The following is a 14,403-nucleotide window of genomic DNA, read 5'->3' as shown; positions in this document are numbered from 1 at the left end:
AGACTCCTTCATTGCAAAAAAACGGGTTGGGCACAGACGCCTGCGATCAGGCAATGGCGGTGGCCACGCGATCGGTCTCTGGCGCGAGCGCGCGCTCGAGCGGGCCGATGCGCAGCAGCGGCTCAGGCGGGTGCTCGCCGGGAAACAGGTCGGCGGTGAAATGGGGTGTCGCCTCGCAGGCGGCCTGGTGCGTGGCCGCAAAGCGTCGAAACAAGGCTTGGGAGGCGAGGTTGCCTTCGGCCACCGTGGCCGTGACCCAGCGGCAGTCGCGGTTGGCCGGCAGTGCCCGCCATTGACCGAGCAACTGCGCGCCCAGGCCCTTGCCGCGCAGCCGGGGCAACACAGCCACCTGCCAGACGAATGCCGTCTGCGGCTGCTGGGGCGGGTGATAGCCGATCACGGCGCCCACCGTCTCGCCATCCTGCTCGGCCACCAGGCAGGTGCTGCCGAAATCGGTGGCGAACAGCAGGTAGCAATAGGCAGAATTCAGTTCCAGCGTGCCGGCGGCTTGCACCAGACGCCAGAGCGCTGTGCCGTCGGTCGGGACGGCGCTGCGAAAACGCAAGGGGGATGAAGGGGCGTGGGAGGTGTCTGAAGTCCTGTCGGAACGGGTCATGCCGGTGGGATGTCCTGATCTGCATCAGGTTGATCCCCCGCAGTGGCAAGGTCCAACCCGATATCCAAAAAACCCTACGAAGGCAACAGCAGATGCCCGGGTAAATTGGCCGACCATCCCTGGTGGATGGCCTACAAAGAAACTCAAGGACCCTGCTCGGGTCCTTGAACGAAAAAAACGCGCTCGCGATCAGAGATCGTGTGCGCTGGTCCAAGCTGCGGCATATCCGATGTTGTCATCCGGTTTTGGCGAAACGGCCAAACCGGTCATCGGAATCCATGAAGATGGCAGCAAAAGACAGCCGATATCATAGCGTTGCTGAAAATTGCTGTCAACCCATCGGCGGCCATCCCCCTGTAGCCCGCATGAACCCTGGCGTTCAGGCCGATGCGAGGACTTGCTCGGCGGTGGTTTTCAAGAGGGCCATGGCGGCCTGCTGGGTCAGCGTGGTGGGGCGCTGGGCGCTGACCGCCAGGCTCAGGCGTGTGCGCAACGGAGGGTCGACGATGGCGCTCACCTGGAACGCCGAGGGGCGGATCGAGCTGCTGACTGCGTTGCGCGAGAGCAGGGCGGCACCAGCGCCATCGGCGACCAGGTCGAGGATGGCCGCGACACCGTCGATCTCCAGCGCCACCGTGGGCAGCAGTCCGAGGTGGGCCAGGGCGGCCTCGACCTGCATGCGGATCGCGTTCGGCCGGCTGGGGATCACGAGCGGCAGCGCGGCGATCTCGCTGAGCGAGATCGTCTCCGGCGGCGGGTCCTGTGGCAAGCCCGAGGGCCGCGCCTGCACCAGCACCAGATCTTCCTCCAGCAGCGGCGTCAGCTCCAGTTCGGCGGCGGGCTGGGCGTTGTAGAGCGCGGCGATGTCCAGCCGCCCGGTGGCCAGCCATTCCTGCATGTTGACCGACAGGCCTTCGCAGATCGACACACTGGCCTGGGGCAGCTGCTGCCGGAAAGCGCGCATCAGCGGCACGGCCAGCACACGCGAGAGGCTGGGCGGCAGGCCGATGGCCACGCGCCCGGCCAGCGCACCGCGCACCCGGCCCAGCTCCTCGCGCGCGCGCTCCACCTGGTGCAGGATGCCGCGCGCATGCGCCAGCAGCAAGTTGCCTGCTTCGGTGGGGTTCGCGCCGCGCCCGTTGCGCACCAGCAGGTTCTGCCGCAGCTCGACTTCCAGCAGCCGCACCTGGCGCGACAGCGCGGGCTGGGCCACATCCAGCGCCTGCGCGGCCCGGGTGAAACTGCCCAGCTCGGCCACCCGGACGAAGTACTCGAGTTGCTTGAGATCCATGCGCTGTTACCTGTTTTTCGGCATGACGCCATCATAGGTATCCTTTTCCGTTCTAGCTGCTATCGGGCGTGAGGTCTGGTGACCTGGCGTCGAGCGGGCCAGAATGGCATGTACCCAACCTCCGCGCTGCCGATGCCCCGTGTCGGCAATCACCCCCACTCAGGCCCCATGACCCAGACCCAACCCCTCGTCATCGACTGCCACGGCCACTACACCACCGCGCCCAAAGCGCTGGAGACCTGGCGCAACGCACAGATCGCCGGCATCAAAGACCCGGCCTCCATGCCCAGGGTGTCCGATCTGAAGATCAGCGACGACGAGCTGCGCGAATCCATCCAGAGCAACCAGCTGCGCCTGATGAAAGAGCGCGGCAGCGACATCACGCTGTTCAGCCCACGCGCGAGCTTCATGGCGCACCACATCGGCGATTTCCAGATCTCCAGCACCTGGGCGTCGATCTGCAACGAGCTCTGCTTTCGCGTGAGTGAGCTGTTTCCCGATCACTTTGTACCAGTGGCCATGCTGCCGCAGAGCCCGGGCGTGGACCCGGCGACCTGCGTGCCGGAGCTGGAGAAGTGCGTGCGCGAATATGGCGCGGTGGGTATCAACCTCAACCCGGACCCATCGGGCGGCCACTGGACCAGTCCGCCCCTGACCGACCGGCACTGGTACCCGATCTACGAAAAGATGGTCGAGCACGATCTGCCGGCCATGATCCACGTGAGCACCAGCTGCAACCCTTGCTTTCACACCACCGGCGCGCACTACCTCAACGCCGACACCACCGCCTTCATGCAGCTGATCCAGGGCGACCTGTTCAAGGACTTCCCGACGCTGAAGTTCCTCATCCCCCACGGTGGCGGCGCCGTGCCCTACCACTGGGGCCGCTTCCGCGGTCTGGCGCAAGAGATGAAAAAGCCGCTGCTGGCCGAGCACCTGATGAACAACGTGTTTTTCGACACCTGCGTGTACCACCAGCCCGGCATCGACCTGCTCAACACGGTGATCCCGGTAAAAAACGTGCTGTTCGCCTCTGAGATGATCGGCGCGGTGCGCGGCATCGATCCGGAGTCGGGCCACTACTACGACGACACGCGGCGCTACATCGAAGCCTCGACCATCCTGAGCGCAGACGACAAGCGCCAGATTTTCGAGGCCAATGTGCGCCGTGTTTTTCCGCGCCTGGATGCGCGCCTTCAAGCACAAGGACGCTGAACATGACCACACTCGGTATCGTCCAATGCAACATCGTGCGCGCCAACGCAGCGGCGGTGGACAAGCTCTCTCGCTTTGGTGTGGCCACGGTGCACGAGGCCCTGGGCCGCGTCGGTCTCATGAAGCCCTACCTGCGGCCCATCTACAAAGGCGCCCGCATGTGCGGCACGGCCGTCACTGTGCTGCTGCAGCCCGGTGACAACTGGATGCTGCACGTGGCCGCCGAGCAGCTGCAGCCCGGTGATGTGGTGGTGGCCGCCTGCACCACCGACAGCACCGATGGTTTTTTTGGTGACCTGCTCGCCACCTCGTTCAAGGCGCGTGGCGCGCGCGGCTTGATCATCGACGGCGGTGTGCGCGATGTGGACGAGCTGGAGAAGATAGGATTTCCCGTGTTCAGCAAGGCCATCCACGCCAAGGGCACGATCAAGGCCACGCTGGGCTCGGTCAACATCCCCGTGGTCTGTGCGGGCGCCCTGGTGAATCCCGGCGATGTCATCGTGGCCGACACCGATGGCGTGGTCGTGGTGCCCGCCGCGATGGCCCAGGCGGTGGCCGACGCGGCCGAGAAACGAGAGAGCTTCGAGGGCGAAAAGCGAGCGAAATTCGAAGCCGGCGTGCTGGGGCTGGACATGTACCAGATGCGCGAGCCACTGGCCAAGGCAGGTCTGAAATACATCGACTAGCCATGGATCACCCCCGCCCCGCTGTGCGCGACCCCTTGGTCGGGGGCCGCGCTGGCGGCCCGGCAAAGCCGGCTCTTATGAGCCACCGTATGTATGTGCGAACCCATGATCTGACATGACCCAAGCCAACGACAAGCCCACATCCGGTGACTTCACCAAAACGCCTGGCTGGCTCGACTGGTTTGACGGCCCGAGCCAGCCACGCTTCCAGGTGCCTGCTGGCAGTGTGGACGCGCACTGCCACGTGTTTGGCCCCGGCACCGAGTTTCCCTACGCGTCCGAACGCAAATACACGCCATGCGACGCCTCCAGGCAGCAGCTGTTCGCCCTGCGAGACCACCTGGGTTTCGCCCGCAACGTGATCGTGCAGGCCACCTGCCACGGGGCCGACAACCGCGCGCTGGTCGATGCGCTGGTGCATTCGCAAGGCATGGCGCGTGGTGTGGCCACCGTCAAGCGCAGCGTGAGCGACGCTGAACTGCAGGCGTTGCACCAGGCCGGCGTGCGCGGTGTGCGCTTCAACTTCGTCAAACGCCTGGTCGACTTCACACCCAAGGACGAGCTGCTCGAGATCGCGAACCGCATCAAGGCCCTGGGCTGGCACGTGGTCATCTACTTTGAGGCGGTGGACCTGCCCGAGCTGTGGGACTTCTTCACCACACTGCCAACCATGGTGGTGGTGGACCACATGGGCCGCCCCGATGTGTCGCTGCCGGTGGATGGCCCTCAGTTCGCCCTGTTCGAGCGCTTCATGCGCGAGCATCCGAATGTGTGGAGCAAGGTGAGCTGCCCGGAACGCCTCTCGCTCACCGGCCCGAAAGCGCTGGCAGGTGAACAGAACGCCTACCGCGACGTGGTGCCGTTCGCGCGCCGCATCGTTGAGCATTTCCCCGACCGCGTGCTCTGGGGCACCGACTGGCCACACCCCAACCTCAAAGATCACATGCCTGACGACGGCCTGCTGGTGGACTTCATCCCGCACATCGCGCCGACGCCTGAGCTGCAGCAGAAGTTGCTGGTGACGAACCCCATGAAGCTTTACTGGCCCGAGGAGGTCTGAAATGTCTCTTGAAAAACCTTATCTCGACGTGCCTGGCACCATCATTTTTGATGCCGAGCAATCTCGCAAAGGCTACTGGCTCAACCAGTTCTGCATGTCCTTGATGAAGGCCGAGAATCGCGAGCGCTTCAAGGCCGACGAGCGCGCCTACCTGGACGAATGGGCGATGACCGAGGAGCAGAAGCAGGCGGTGCTGGCGCGCGACCTCAACTGGTGCATGCGCACCGGCGGCAACATCTATTTCCTGGCCAAGATCGGTGCCACCGACGGCAAGAGCTTCCAGCAGATGGCGGGCTCCATGACCGGCATGACCGAGACCGAGTACCGCGACATGATGATCCGCGGTGGCCGCAGCGTAGAGGGCAACCGCCACCTCGGAGAGAGCGGCGACGCGCAGCCCCAGCACCAACCCCAAGGGAAACACTGACATGGCCGCCCGCATCACCGCATCCGTCTACACCTCTCATGTGCCCGCCATCGGCGCGGCGCTGGACCTGGGCAAAAGCCAGGAGGATTACTGGAAGCCCGTGTTCGCGGGCTACGACTTCTCCAAACAGTGGATGAGGGACAACCCGCCCGATGTGATCTTCCTCGTCTACAACGATCACGCCACCGCCTTCAGCCTGGAGATGATCCCCACCTTTGCGATCGGCACCGCGGCCGAGTACCAGCCGGCCGACGAGGGCTGGGGTCCGCGCCCGGTGCCCAAGGTCATTGGTCATCCGGAGCTCGCCTCCCACATCGCGCAGAGCGTGATCCAACAGGACTTTGACCTCACCATTGTCAACAAGATGGATGTGGACCACGGTCTCACCGTGCCGCTGTCGCTGATGTGCGGCGAGCAAGATCCCTTGAAGGGCGCATGGCCTTGCCCGGTGATCCCGTTCGCGGTGAACGTGGTGCAGTACCCGGTGCCCAGCGGGCGCCGGTGTTTCATGCTGGGGCAGGCCATCCGCAAAGCGGTGGAAAGCTTCGACGAGGACCTGAATGTGCACATCTGGGGCACCGGCGGCATGAGCCACCAGCTGCAGGGCGCGCGCGCCGGTCTCATCAACCGCGAGTGGGACAACGCCTGGCTCGACCAGATGATTGCCGACCCTTCCGCCTGTGCCCAGCGGAACCACATCGACTACGTGCGCGAAGCCGGCAGCGAAGGCATCGAGCTGGTGATGTGGCTGATCGCCCGTGGCGCTATGACCGACGTGGCCGGTGGCCCACCGCCCCGCGTGGCGCACCGCTTCTACCATGTGCCAGCCTCCAACACGGCGGTGGGCCACCTCATCCTGGAAAATAGATGAAAACCCCACGTTCTTCAATTCGTTCAATCACTGCCCCCCGAGGGGGCCTTCGCCTCCTCGAGGCGGCTCTGCGGAGATTCACATGACCATTCGTGTCGCACTCGCCGGCGCTGGCGCTTTCGGTATCAAGCACCTGGACGGCATCAGGAACATCGACGGCGTTGAAGTCGTGTCCCTGATCAGCCGCGACCTGGACAAGACGAAAGAAGTGGCCTCGAAGTACGGCATCGGCCATGTCACCACCGATCTGGCCGACAGCCTGGCCATGAAAGAGGTTGACGCCGTCATCCTGTGCACGCCTACGCAAATGCACGCCGAGCAAACCCTGGCCTGCCTGAAGGCCGGCAAACACGTGCAGGTGGAAATTCCCCTGGCCGACAGCCTCAAGGGTACTGAAGACGTGGTGGCGCTGCAGAAGCAGACCGGACTGGTCGCCATGTGCGGCCACACCCGCCGCTTCAACCCCAGCCATCAGTACGTTCACAACAAGATCAAAGCGGGCGAATTCAACATCCAGCAAATGGATGTGCAGACCTATTTCTTCCGCCGCACCAACACCAATGCCCTCGGCCAACCCCGCAGCTGGACCGACCACCTGCTTTGGCACCACGCCGCCCACACGGTGGATCTGTTCGCCTTCCAGGCGGGCAGCCCCATCGTGCAGGCCAACGCGATCCAGGGCCCGATCCATCCCAAGCTCGGTATCGCCATGGACATGAGCATCCAACTCAAGACAGCCAGCGGCGCCATCTGCACGCTCAGCCTCAGCTTCAACAATGACGGGCCCCTGGGCACCTACTTCCGCTACATCGGCGACACCGCCACCTACCTCGCGCGATACGACGATCTGTTCACCGGCAAGGAAGAACAGATCGATGTCAGCCAGGTGGCGGTCAGCATGAACGGCATCGAGCTGCAGGACCGCGAATTCTTTGCCGCCATCCGCGAAGGGCGCGAGCCCAACAGCAGCGTCGCCCAGGTGTTCAACTGCTACCAGGTGCTGCACCAGTTGGAGCAGCAGTTGAAGGCCTGAGCTGAGCGGCCGTTTGCCATCCCGAAGCAAAATGAGCCAATGTGGGTCAGAGCACACCACCGCGCAGCGGCGGGTGATCCGACCCCCATTGGCTTACGCCATTTGCGCGTCATTAAGAAACCAGAGAGCCCCCGATGCAACAACGCCAACTAGGCCCCTTCACCGTCTCCGCCATTGGTCTGGGCTGCATGAACGTTTGCCACGCCTACGGTGAACCGGTGTCAGAAGCCGAAGCCGCCAAGCTGCTACACGCCGCGCTGGACGCCGGCGTGACCCATTTCGATACCGCCGCGCTGTATGGCTTTGGCGCCAGCGAGACGCTGGTGGGCAAGTACCTCTCAAAACACCGTTCCAGGTTCACCCTGGCCAGCAAGTGCGGCATGCAGGGCGTGGACGTGAATGGCGACGGCAAGCTGGTGCGCGTGATCGACGGCCGGCCCGAGACGCTGCGCGCCACCTGCGAAGCCGCACTCAAGCGCTTGCAGACCGACGTGATCGACCTGTACTACCTGCACCGCTGGGACAAAAAGGTGCCCATCGAGGAGAGCGTGGGGGGACTGGCCGATCTGGTGCGTGCGGGCAAGATCCGCTCCATCGGGCTCTCGGAAGTGTCCGCCAGCACCCTGCGCAAGGCGCATGCCGAACACCCCATTGCCGCCGTGCAAACCGAGTATTCCCTCTGGACCCGCAACCCCGAAATCGCGGTGCTCGATACCTGCCTCGAGCTCGGCATCACCTTTGTGGCCTTCAGCCCGGTGGCGCGGGGTTTTCTGTGCGGCCCTATGGATGTGAGCGACCTGCACGCCAAGGACATCCGCCGCACCATGCCGCGCTTCTCGCCAGAGAACTACGCCGCCAACGCCAAACTGCTGCCGGGCTACCTGGCGATCGCGCAAGCGCTGGGCTGCACGCCTTCGCAGTTGGCCATCGCCTGGTTGCTGCACCGTGGCGAACACATCCTACCGATTCCCGGCACCCGCAGCGTGGACCACCTGCACGACGATCTGGGCTCGGTGCACGTGAAGCTGGACGCAGGCGTCATGGCCCAGCTCGATGCGCTCATCAACCAGCGCACCGTGGTCGGCAGCCGCTACAACGCCCAGGGCAACAGCGAGGTCGATACCGAGGAGTTCTGATGCTCGGCAGACCCTAGCGCACGCAGCTCAGGTCACCTTCTTCGCAGTCCAGGAAACGTTGCAATTCAGCGGTGCGCTCGCGTGTCATGCGCGCCAGGCACTGCGAGCGAATCATGGGCGCGACGCTGCCGCCTTCGACGCCGCTCTTCTCGAATTCACAAGCTTTCTCGCGGTACCGGGTCCACGCCGTCTGTGCCTTTCGCAACAACCGGCGCTGCGGATCGCTCACACCCTGCAACAGGGTCTGGTAGGCCTCAAGGTTGGCCGCGGTGGCGCGCTCGAAGTCTTGATGGACGCAGGCATTGAGATCCACTTGCGTGCCGGTCACCCGCGAGCAGTTGTCGGCGGCGGCTGGGATGGTGCTCCTGCTGGCCAGTGCGCATGCGCACAAAAGCGGGCAGCACATGGCGATGAAGAGTGGTCTGAACAAAGAAAACATGGGTGGCTTCACGGCGCTTGTGCGCACAGCTTCAATTGTGCGCAAAAAACCCAGGTGCGTGAGCGTCTTGGATCGCCAGCACCGCGCACCGCCTGTAGCCCCGGCAGCAGCGGGTGGCCAGGCGCTTCCAGCAGTTGTATGGCGGCATTTCTATTCTGATTGGTGTCTGGCTGCCGCCGCGCGGCTGAGCGCGCTGAAACAAAACGAGAAGAAGTGAGACCTGGCTGACACCCAAGTCCTGCGCGTGGCCGGCACCATGGCGTTCATGTTCAACCCGTTCTGAAAGGAACACCGTCATGAAACCCTGGATCAAGAAAACCCTCATCGGCTTCGCCGGCGCCACCCTGCTCGTGGGCGGCCTCACGGCTTGCGGCTCCCGCGGCCACCACGATCACGCCGGCATGAGCCCCGAGCGTGTGATGGAGATGCGCGGCAAGGTGATCGAGCGCGTGAGCGACAAGCTCGACCTCAACGAAGCCCAGAAACTCAAGCTCGGCGTGTTGGCCGACGAGATGATCGCGCAGCGCCAGGCCATGCGGGGCGACAGCGCTGATCCTCGCACCGAGCTCAAGGCCCTTATCGCAGGCGACAAGTTCGACCGCAGCCGTGCCCAGACCCTGCTGACGCAGAAAACCGAGGTGGTGCAGGCCGGTGGCCCCAAGGTGATCGCTGCCATGGCCGACTTCTATGACAGCCTCAACCCGGCGCAACAGGCCGAGGTCCGCGAGCGCCTGGACAAGCGCCGCGGCTTGTGGGGCCGAGGCTGACACCTCCGCTGCTCAGCCGCCGCGCGGTGCCCGGAATCCTGGGCCTGAGCGGCGGTGTGAGAATGCGCCATGAACCGCATCTTGCTCATCGACGACGACGAACACCTCGGCCCGCCGCTGGCCACCTATTTCCAGCGCTTCGAGCTCAGCCTCACCCACGCCTTCAAGCCCAGCGATGGGCTGGCGCTGTTGCGGCGCCAGCCGTTTGACGCCGCCATTCTCGACGTGATGCTGCCCGAGATGGACGGCTTCGAGCTGTGTCGCACCATCCGCAAGGAAAGCGACATCCCCATCGTCATGCTCACCGCGCGTGGCGATGTGATGGACCGCGTGGTCGGTCTGGAACTGGGCGCGGACGATTACCTGCCCAAGCCCTTTGAGCCGCGCGAGCTGGTGGCGCGCATCCAGACCCTGCTGCGTCGGCGAACGGGTGCCGTGAAGGCCGCGGTGCGCGCGCCGGGTGAGCTGGTGTTTGAAGGCCTGGTGATCGACCCGGTGCGCCGCGAAGTGTCGCGCCAGGGCGAAGCGGTCGACCTCACGGGAACCGAGTACGAACTGCTGCTTTTGCTGGCCCGAGAGCCGGGCAAGGTCTACAGCCGCGACGACATCCTGAACCACCTGCGCGGTCACGAGGCCGAGCTGCTGACGCGCGCGGTCGATATCGTCATCAGCCGGCTGCGCAAGAAGCTGGAGCCGCTGGACTGCATCAAGACCCTGCGCAACGCCGGCTACGCGCTGGCCCTGCGCCGAGCCACATGAGCGAGTCAACTACCGCCGCCCAGGCGCTGACGCCCTGGCATCGCAGCGCGCGCCAGGCGCTCGGCACCTCCATCAAGCTGCGCCTGGTGCTGGTGTTTCTGCTGCTCGCCGCTGCCATGACCAGCGTGTTTTTCAGCGGGGCGCAGAAGGCGTTTTCGCTCGGCTGGCGCGAAGCCGCGCGCCCGCTGCTGATGGACTATGTGGACCACCTCACCGCCGACATCACCGCCAGCGGCACGCCCAGCGAAGCGGCCGCACTGGCGCTCACTCAGCGACTGCCGCTCACTGTGCGCATCACCGGGCCGCAGATTAACTGGTCCTCTCACCCCGAACAGCAGCGCCCCGACTGGCAGCGTGAGCGCTGGGGCCAGACCGATGGCCGCGGCTGGGACGGCGAGCGCGGGAATGGTGATCGGGAGTGGCAGCGGATCCTGCAGCGAACCACGGCCGACGGCCACCGCATCGAGTTCGGCATCAACGAGGCTGTGTTCGAGCGCCGCCCGCGGCTGGTGGGCTTCGCCATCACCGCGCTGCTGGTGCTCACGCTGCTCGCCTGGCTGTATGTGCGCCGCCTGCTGCGCCCGCTGGATGCCATCCGCGCCGGTGCCCAGCGCTTTGGCGCTGGTGAGTTCGGCCAGCCCATTCCCGTGCAGCGCCCGACCCGGCCCGACGAGCTGGGGCAGCTTGCCGCCACCATCAACACCATGGGGCAGGACATCCACCAGATGCTGGAGGCCAAGCGCGCGCTGCTGCTGGCCATCAGCCACGAATTGCGCAGCCCGCTCACCCGCGCCCGGCTCAACACCGAGCTGCTGCCCGAAACCGCCGACGTCAACCCGCAGCGCCTGGCGCTGCTGCGCGACCTGCAAGAGATGGGCACGCTGATCACCGACCTGCTGGAGAGCGAACGCCTGTCGGGCAACCACGCCGCGCTGCAGCGCGAGCCAGTCGACCTGGCTGCGCTGGCGGGTGAAGTGGTGGCCGAGGTGCTGGCGCGCCAGCCCGAGCGCGCCGGCGCACGGCCCGAGATCACGTTGCACATCGATCCCGCGTTGCCCCGCCTGCGCCTGGACTCCACCCGCATGCGCCTGCTGCTGCGCAACCTGCTCGACAACGCCGTGCGCCACAGCGCCAGCGCACAACAAGCGCCCGAACTCAGCCTGCGCCAAGCGGAGCAGGGCCTGCAGATCGAGGTGCGCGACCACGGCCCCGGCGTGCCCGACGACCAGCTGCCCCACCTGGCCCAGGCCTTTTACCGTCCCGAAAGCGCCCGCAGCCGCAGCACCGGCGGCGTCGGCCTGGGCCTCTACCTGTGCAAGCTGGTGGCGCAGGCGCACGGCGGCACATTTGCCGTGCGCAATGCGCAGCCGGGTCTGGCTGTCACGGTGACACTGCCAGGCTGAGCGACCGGCTTGTCCATTGGTCAGTATGCGCATATCATGCGCATGTCTGCATTTGTCCAGGAGCCGCCCCATGCCCAGCATTGCCCACGCGCGCAAACGCCCGGTCAATCTCACGCTCAACGAGGCCCTGGTGGACCAGGCCCGCGCCTACACCAGCAACCTGTCCGCCACCATGGAAGGCCTGTTGGCCGATTTCGTGGCCCAGCAGCAGCAAGCCGGCCGCACGCGCCAGCAACAGGCCGACGCCTGCGCTGCCGACTGGAACGCCCTGCACGATTGCCTGGGCTCCTTTGCCGACGAGCACAGCACCCTATAAACCGGCTGCCATGGCCCAGTTCGACGTTCACCGCAACAAAGGTGCGTTGCGCGACAGCATCCCCTTCGTGGTACTCGTCCAGTCGGCCCAATTTGACCGCTACCGACGCCGTGTCGTGGTGCCGCTGGTGCGCCGCAGCGCGTTGCCAGCGCACATGCCCACCGCGGGCACGCGCATGAATCCACTGCTGCGCATCTTGGATATCGAGCTGGTTCTGCATCCACTGGACATGGTGTCTGTGGCCGTCGATCAATTGGGCGAACATGTCGGGTCGCTGGCCGAGCAGGGCCAGACCATCACCGATGCGCTGGACGAGCTGCTGACCCGCTCCTGGGGTTGATTCGCATCAGCCTTCGCGCGCGCTGGGTGTGTCATGCTGCTTCGATGGTCACCCCCACGCTCCCCGGTTTCGCCGCCGCAGCCACCCGCTTCCTGTTCTTCACGGGCAAAGGCGGCGTCGGCAAAACCTCGCTTTCCACCGCCACCGCCATCGCTCTGGCTGACGCCGGGCAGCGCGTGCTGCTGGTCAGCACCGACGCAGCTTCCAATCTCGACGAAATGCTGGGTGTGCCGCTGTCCAACCAGCCGGTGGCCGTGCCCGGCGTGAGCGGGTTGCACATGCTCAACATCGACCCTTGCACCGCCGCCGAGGCCTACCGCCAGCGCGTACTGGCGCAGCTTGCGGCAGACGCGAGCGACGAAGAGCGTCAGACCGTGCGCGAGCAGCTCTCGGGCGCGTGCACCACCGAAATCGCCGCTTTCGACGAGTTTGCCGCGCTGCTGGCGGGCGAGGGCGGGGAAAGCCGCTACGACCATGTGGTGTTCGACACCGCGCCCACCGGCCACACGCTGCGTCTCTTGAGCCTGCCCAAAGCCTGGACCGGTTTCCTTGCCGGCAACGACCGCGGTGCCTCCTGCCTGGGGCCGCACTCAGGCCTGAAGATGCAGGAAGCGCGATTCAACGCTGCGCTCAAAGCCTTGAGCGATCCGGCGTTGACCACGGTCGTGCTGGTCACCCGACCCGACCCGCGCCCGATGCAGGAGGCCGCCCGCACCGCCGAAGAACTGCGGCACCTCGGCCTGGCCAACCAGCGCCTGGCCATCAACGGCGTTTTCCACGCCAGCACCGCGAGCGACCCGATTGCGACTGCCATCGAGGCACTCGGCCAGCAGGCCCTCGCCACCATGCCTGACAGCCTGGCCCGATTGCCCCGCGACGAAGTGCCCCTGCGCGCCTTCGACACCGTGGGCCTGCCGGCGCTGCGCGCGCTGCTCGGTGGCGCGGCGCCCGATGCAATCCCGTCCCGCGAACCCGCAGCGGTACCCGCGCTGCCCGCCGAGCCACTGACCCGCCTGGCCGACGAGCTGGCCGCAGTGGGCCGCGGCCTCATCATGGTCATGGGCAAGGGCGGCGTGGGCAAGACCACCATCGCCGCCGCGCTTGCGGTGGGCCTCGTGCAGCGCGGCCACAGCGTGCACCTCACCACCACCGACCCCGCCGCCCACGTGGCCGACGCGCTCAACGGCAGCCTTGACGGGCTCAAGGTCGGCCGCATCGACCCCAAAGCCGAAACCGAGGCCTACATCAGCAAGATCATGGCCACGCGTGGCCAGGCGCTCGACGAGCAAGGCAAAGCCCTGCTGCTCGAAGACCTGCAATCGCCGTGCACCGAAGAAGTGGCCGTGTTCCACGCCTTCAGCCGCGTCGTCAACGAAGCGCGCACCGCCTTCGTCGTGCTCGACACCGCGCCCACCGGTCACAGCCTGCTGCTCATGGACGCCACCGGCGCCTACCACCGCCAGATGGTGCAGCAGTATGAAGGCCAGGCGGAAAGTAAAGGCCTGCACATCATCACGCCGCTGATGCGCCTGCAAGACGCCAGCATGACCCGCGTGATCATCGTCACCCTGCCCGAAATGACCCCGGTCAGCCAGGCCGCTGCGCTGCAAGACGATCTGAAGCGCGCCCAGATCGAACCCTGGGCCTGGGTCATCAATAAAAGCATCTCCGCCTCGGGCACCACCGACCCGCTGCTGCAGGCCCGCCTGGCCGGCGAGCGCCGCCAGACCGAGCGCATCGCCAGCGGCCTGGCCAAGCGCACCTTCGTGTTGCCCTGGCTGCCCGAGCCGCCGGTGGGGGTGGTGGCGCTGGGGGCGCTGGTGACGTCAGACCCTGATCCGGTGACAGTGGGCTGATCGCGGTCTGGGTGACGGTCGCAAGGGGATGCGCCGTCCATCTTCGGATCACAGGCCTCTCTTGGCTCGCGCAGAGCAACAAGGAATCTTCAAGGCCGTCGGACCGGTTCCGGCCGAGGCTGTGTGAAAACGCTTCACGGCATGCCTGTTCAAAAATAAAATCATGGCACCCGTTTTGAGCGAGGTGC

The 14,403-nt window shown here is 65.7% G+C and carries 17 protein-coding genes; 14 read left to right on the top strand and 3 right to left on the bottom strand.

Annotated features, from left to right (window positions below):
- Positions 1 to 46: 46 nt before the first annotated feature.
- Both ectA and GPT34_RS13865 read right to left on the bottom strand, forming a co-directional pair.
- Positions 47 to 616: a diaminobutyrate acetyltransferase gene (gene ectA / locus GPT34_RS13870; protein WP_291013558.1), complete on the bottom strand. Its 570-nt coding sequence runs from the start codon at positions 614 to 616 to the stop codon at positions 47 to 49.
- Between the two features lie 379 nt (positions 617 to 995).
- Entirely contained in the window at positions 996 to 1,907 is a 912-nt protein-coding gene (locus tag GPT34_RS13865; protein WP_291013556.1) for a LysR substrate-binding domain-containing protein, read from the bottom strand.
- A gap of 168 nt (positions 1,908 to 2,075) precedes the next feature.
- Here GPT34_RS13865 and GPT34_RS13860 point away from each other — a divergent pair, with 168 nt between their 5' ends.
- From GPT34_RS13860 to GPT34_RS13830, 7 genes are all read left to right on the top strand, one after another.
- Positions 2,076 to 3,122 carry an amidohydrolase family protein gene (locus GPT34_RS13860; protein WP_291013554.1) on the top strand — a complete coding sequence of 349 codons (1,047 nt, stop codon included), beginning with the start codon at positions 2,076 to 2,078 and terminating at the stop codon, positions 3,120 to 3,122.
- Positions 3,123 to 3,124: 2 nt separating this feature from the next.
- Positions 3,125 to 3,808 carry a 4-carboxy-4-hydroxy-2-oxoadipate aldolase/oxaloacetate decarboxylase gene (gene ligK, locus GPT34_RS13855; protein WP_291013551.1) on the top strand — a complete coding sequence of 228 codons (684 nt, stop codon included), beginning with the start codon at positions 3,125 to 3,127 and terminating at the stop codon, positions 3,806 to 3,808.
- A gap of 115 nt (positions 3,809 to 3,923) precedes the next feature.
- The gene (locus GPT34_RS13850) at positions 3,924 to 4,868 is read left to right on the top strand and encodes an amidohydrolase family protein (RefSeq protein WP_291013548.1); all 945 of its coding nucleotides are present in this window, start codon (positions 3,924 to 3,926) and stop codon (positions 4,866 to 4,868) included.
- A 1-nt stretch (position 4,869) separates the two neighbouring features.
- Complete coding sequence (gene ligA, locus GPT34_RS13845) at positions 4,870 to 5,295, top strand: protocatechuate 4,5-dioxygenase subunit alpha (RefSeq protein ID WP_291013546.1); 426 nt, start codon at positions 4,870 to 4,872, stop codon at positions 5,293 to 5,295.
- Position 5,296: 1 nt separating this feature from the next.
- Positions 5,297 to 6,166, top strand: a complete 870-nt coding sequence (locus GPT34_RS13840; RefSeq protein WP_291013543.1) for a class III extradiol dioxygenase subunit beta — start codon at positions 5,297 to 5,299, stop codon at positions 6,164 to 6,166.
- Between the two features lie 82 nt (positions 6,167 to 6,248).
- Positions 6,249 to 7,199 carry a Gfo/Idh/MocA family oxidoreductase gene (locus GPT34_RS13835; RefSeq protein WP_291013541.1) on the top strand — a complete coding sequence of 317 codons (951 nt, stop codon included), beginning with the start codon at positions 6,249 to 6,251 and terminating at the stop codon, positions 7,197 to 7,199.
- A 134-nt stretch (positions 7,200 to 7,333) separates the two neighbouring features.
- Complete coding sequence (locus GPT34_RS13830; protein WP_291013539.1) at positions 7,334 to 8,335, top strand: aldo/keto reductase; 1,002 nt, start codon at positions 7,334 to 7,336, stop codon at positions 8,333 to 8,335.
- A gap of 13 nt (positions 8,336 to 8,348) precedes the next feature.
- On the opposite strand, the gene GPT34_RS13825 is transcribed toward GPT34_RS13830, so the two are convergent.
- Positions 8,349 to 8,663: a lysozyme inhibitor LprI family protein gene (locus tag GPT34_RS13825; protein WP_291013537.1), complete on the bottom strand. Its 315-nt coding sequence runs from the start codon at positions 8,661 to 8,663 to the stop codon at positions 8,349 to 8,351.
- Between GPT34_RS13825 and GPT34_RS13820 the strand changes: the two genes are divergently transcribed.
- The 7 genes from GPT34_RS13820 (at position 8,653) to arsA (ending at position 14,215) form a co-directional block, all read left to right on the top strand.
- Positions 8,653 to 8,991 (top strand): hypothetical protein, encoded by a 339-nt coding sequence (locus GPT34_RS13820; RefSeq protein WP_291013535.1) that lies wholly within the window; start codon positions 8,653 to 8,655, stop codon positions 8,989 to 8,991. The two genes, GPT34_RS13825 and GPT34_RS13820, sit on opposite strands and share 11 nt — an antisense overlap.
- Before the next feature lie 79 nt (positions 8,992 to 9,070).
- Entirely contained in the window at positions 9,071 to 9,541 is a 471-nt protein-coding gene (locus GPT34_RS13815) for a Spy/CpxP family protein refolding chaperone (protein ID WP_291013533.1), read from the top strand.
- A 69-nt stretch (positions 9,542 to 9,610) separates the two neighbouring features.
- The gene (locus GPT34_RS13810) at positions 9,611 to 10,300 is read left to right on the top strand and encodes a response regulator transcription factor (protein WP_291013531.1); all 690 of its coding nucleotides are present in this window, start codon (positions 9,611 to 9,613) and stop codon (positions 10,298 to 10,300) included.
- Positions 10,297 to 11,703, top strand: coding sequence for a HAMP domain-containing sensor histidine kinase (locus tag GPT34_RS13805; protein WP_291013529.1), 1,407 nt, complete (start codon positions 10,297 to 10,299; stop codon positions 11,701 to 11,703). Before GPT34_RS13810 ends, GPT34_RS13805 begins: the two co-directional genes overlap by 4 nt.
- Positions 11,704 to 11,773: 70 nt before the next feature.
- Positions 11,774 to 12,019, top strand: coding sequence for a type II toxin-antitoxin system CcdA family antitoxin (locus GPT34_RS13800; RefSeq protein ID WP_291013527.1), 246 nt, complete (start codon positions 11,774 to 11,776; stop codon positions 12,017 to 12,019).
- A 10-nt stretch (positions 12,020 to 12,029) separates the two neighbouring features.
- Complete coding sequence (locus GPT34_RS13795) at positions 12,030 to 12,359, top strand: CcdB family protein (protein ID WP_291013525.1); 330 nt, start codon at positions 12,030 to 12,032, stop codon at positions 12,357 to 12,359.
- Positions 12,360 to 12,403: 44 nt separating this feature from the next.
- Positions 12,404 to 14,215, top strand: coding sequence for an arsenical pump-driving ATPase (gene arsA, locus GPT34_RS13790; RefSeq protein WP_291013523.1), 1,812 nt, complete (start codon positions 12,404 to 12,406; stop codon positions 14,213 to 14,215).
- Positions 14,216 to 14,403 lie beyond the last annotated feature (188 nt).

Origin of the sequence: Hydrogenophaga sp. (assembly GCF_011390835.1) — a bacterium.
GTDB lineage: Bacteria > Pseudomonadota > Gammaproteobacteria > Burkholderiales > Burkholderiaceae_C > Hydrogenophaga.
Note: the sequence above shows the minus strand (reverse complement) of the source record. Positions and strands in the feature narration are given on the sequence as shown.

Bases quoted from the DNA above. Each gene is read 5' to 3' on its own strand.
- ectA (WP_291013558.1), bottom strand. From the start codon at position 616: ATGACCCGTTCCGACAGGACTTCAGACACCTCCCACGCCCCTTCATCC.
- GPT34_RS13865 (WP_291013556.1), bottom strand. From the start codon at position 1,907: ATGGATCTCAAGCAACTCGAGTACTTCGTCCGGGTGGCCGAGCTGGGC.
- GPT34_RS13860 (WP_291013554.1), top strand. From the start codon at position 2,076: ATGACCCAGACCCAACCCCTCGTCATCGACTGCCACGGCCACTACACC.
- ligK (WP_291013551.1), top strand. From the start codon at position 3,125: ATGACCACACTCGGTATCGTCCAATGCAACATCGTGCGCGCCAACGCA.
- GPT34_RS13850 (WP_291013548.1), top strand. From the start codon at position 3,924: ATGACCCAAGCCAACGACAAGCCCACATCCGGTGACTTCACCAAAACG.
- ligA (WP_291013546.1), top strand. From the start codon at position 4,870: ATGTCTCTTGAAAAACCTTATCTCGACGTGCCTGGCACCATCATTTTT.
- GPT34_RS13840 (WP_291013543.1), top strand. From the start codon at position 5,297: ATGGCCGCCCGCATCACCGCATCCGTCTACACCTCTCATGTGCCCGCC.
- GPT34_RS13835 (WP_291013541.1), top strand. From the start codon at position 6,249: ATGACCATTCGTGTCGCACTCGCCGGCGCTGGCGCTTTCGGTATCAAG.
- GPT34_RS13830 (WP_291013539.1), top strand. From the start codon at position 7,334: ATGCAACAACGCCAACTAGGCCCCTTCACCGTCTCCGCCATTGGTCTG.
- GPT34_RS13815 (WP_291013533.1), top strand. From the start codon at position 9,071: ATGAAACCCTGGATCAAGAAAACCCTCATCGGCTTCGCCGGCGCCACC.
- GPT34_RS13810 (WP_291013531.1), top strand. From the start codon at position 9,611: ATGAACCGCATCTTGCTCATCGACGACGACGAACACCTCGGCCCGCCG.
- GPT34_RS13805 (WP_291013529.1), top strand. From the start codon at position 10,297: ATGAGCGAGTCAACTACCGCCGCCCAGGCGCTGACGCCCTGGCATCGC.
- GPT34_RS13800 (WP_291013527.1), top strand. From the start codon at position 11,774: ATGCCCAGCATTGCCCACGCGCGCAAACGCCCGGTCAATCTCACGCTC.
- GPT34_RS13795 (WP_291013525.1), top strand. From the start codon at position 12,030: ATGGCCCAGTTCGACGTTCACCGCAACAAAGGTGCGTTGCGCGACAGC.
- arsA (WP_291013523.1), top strand. From the start codon at position 12,404: ATGGTCACCCCCACGCTCCCCGGTTTCGCCGCCGCAGCCACCCGCTTC.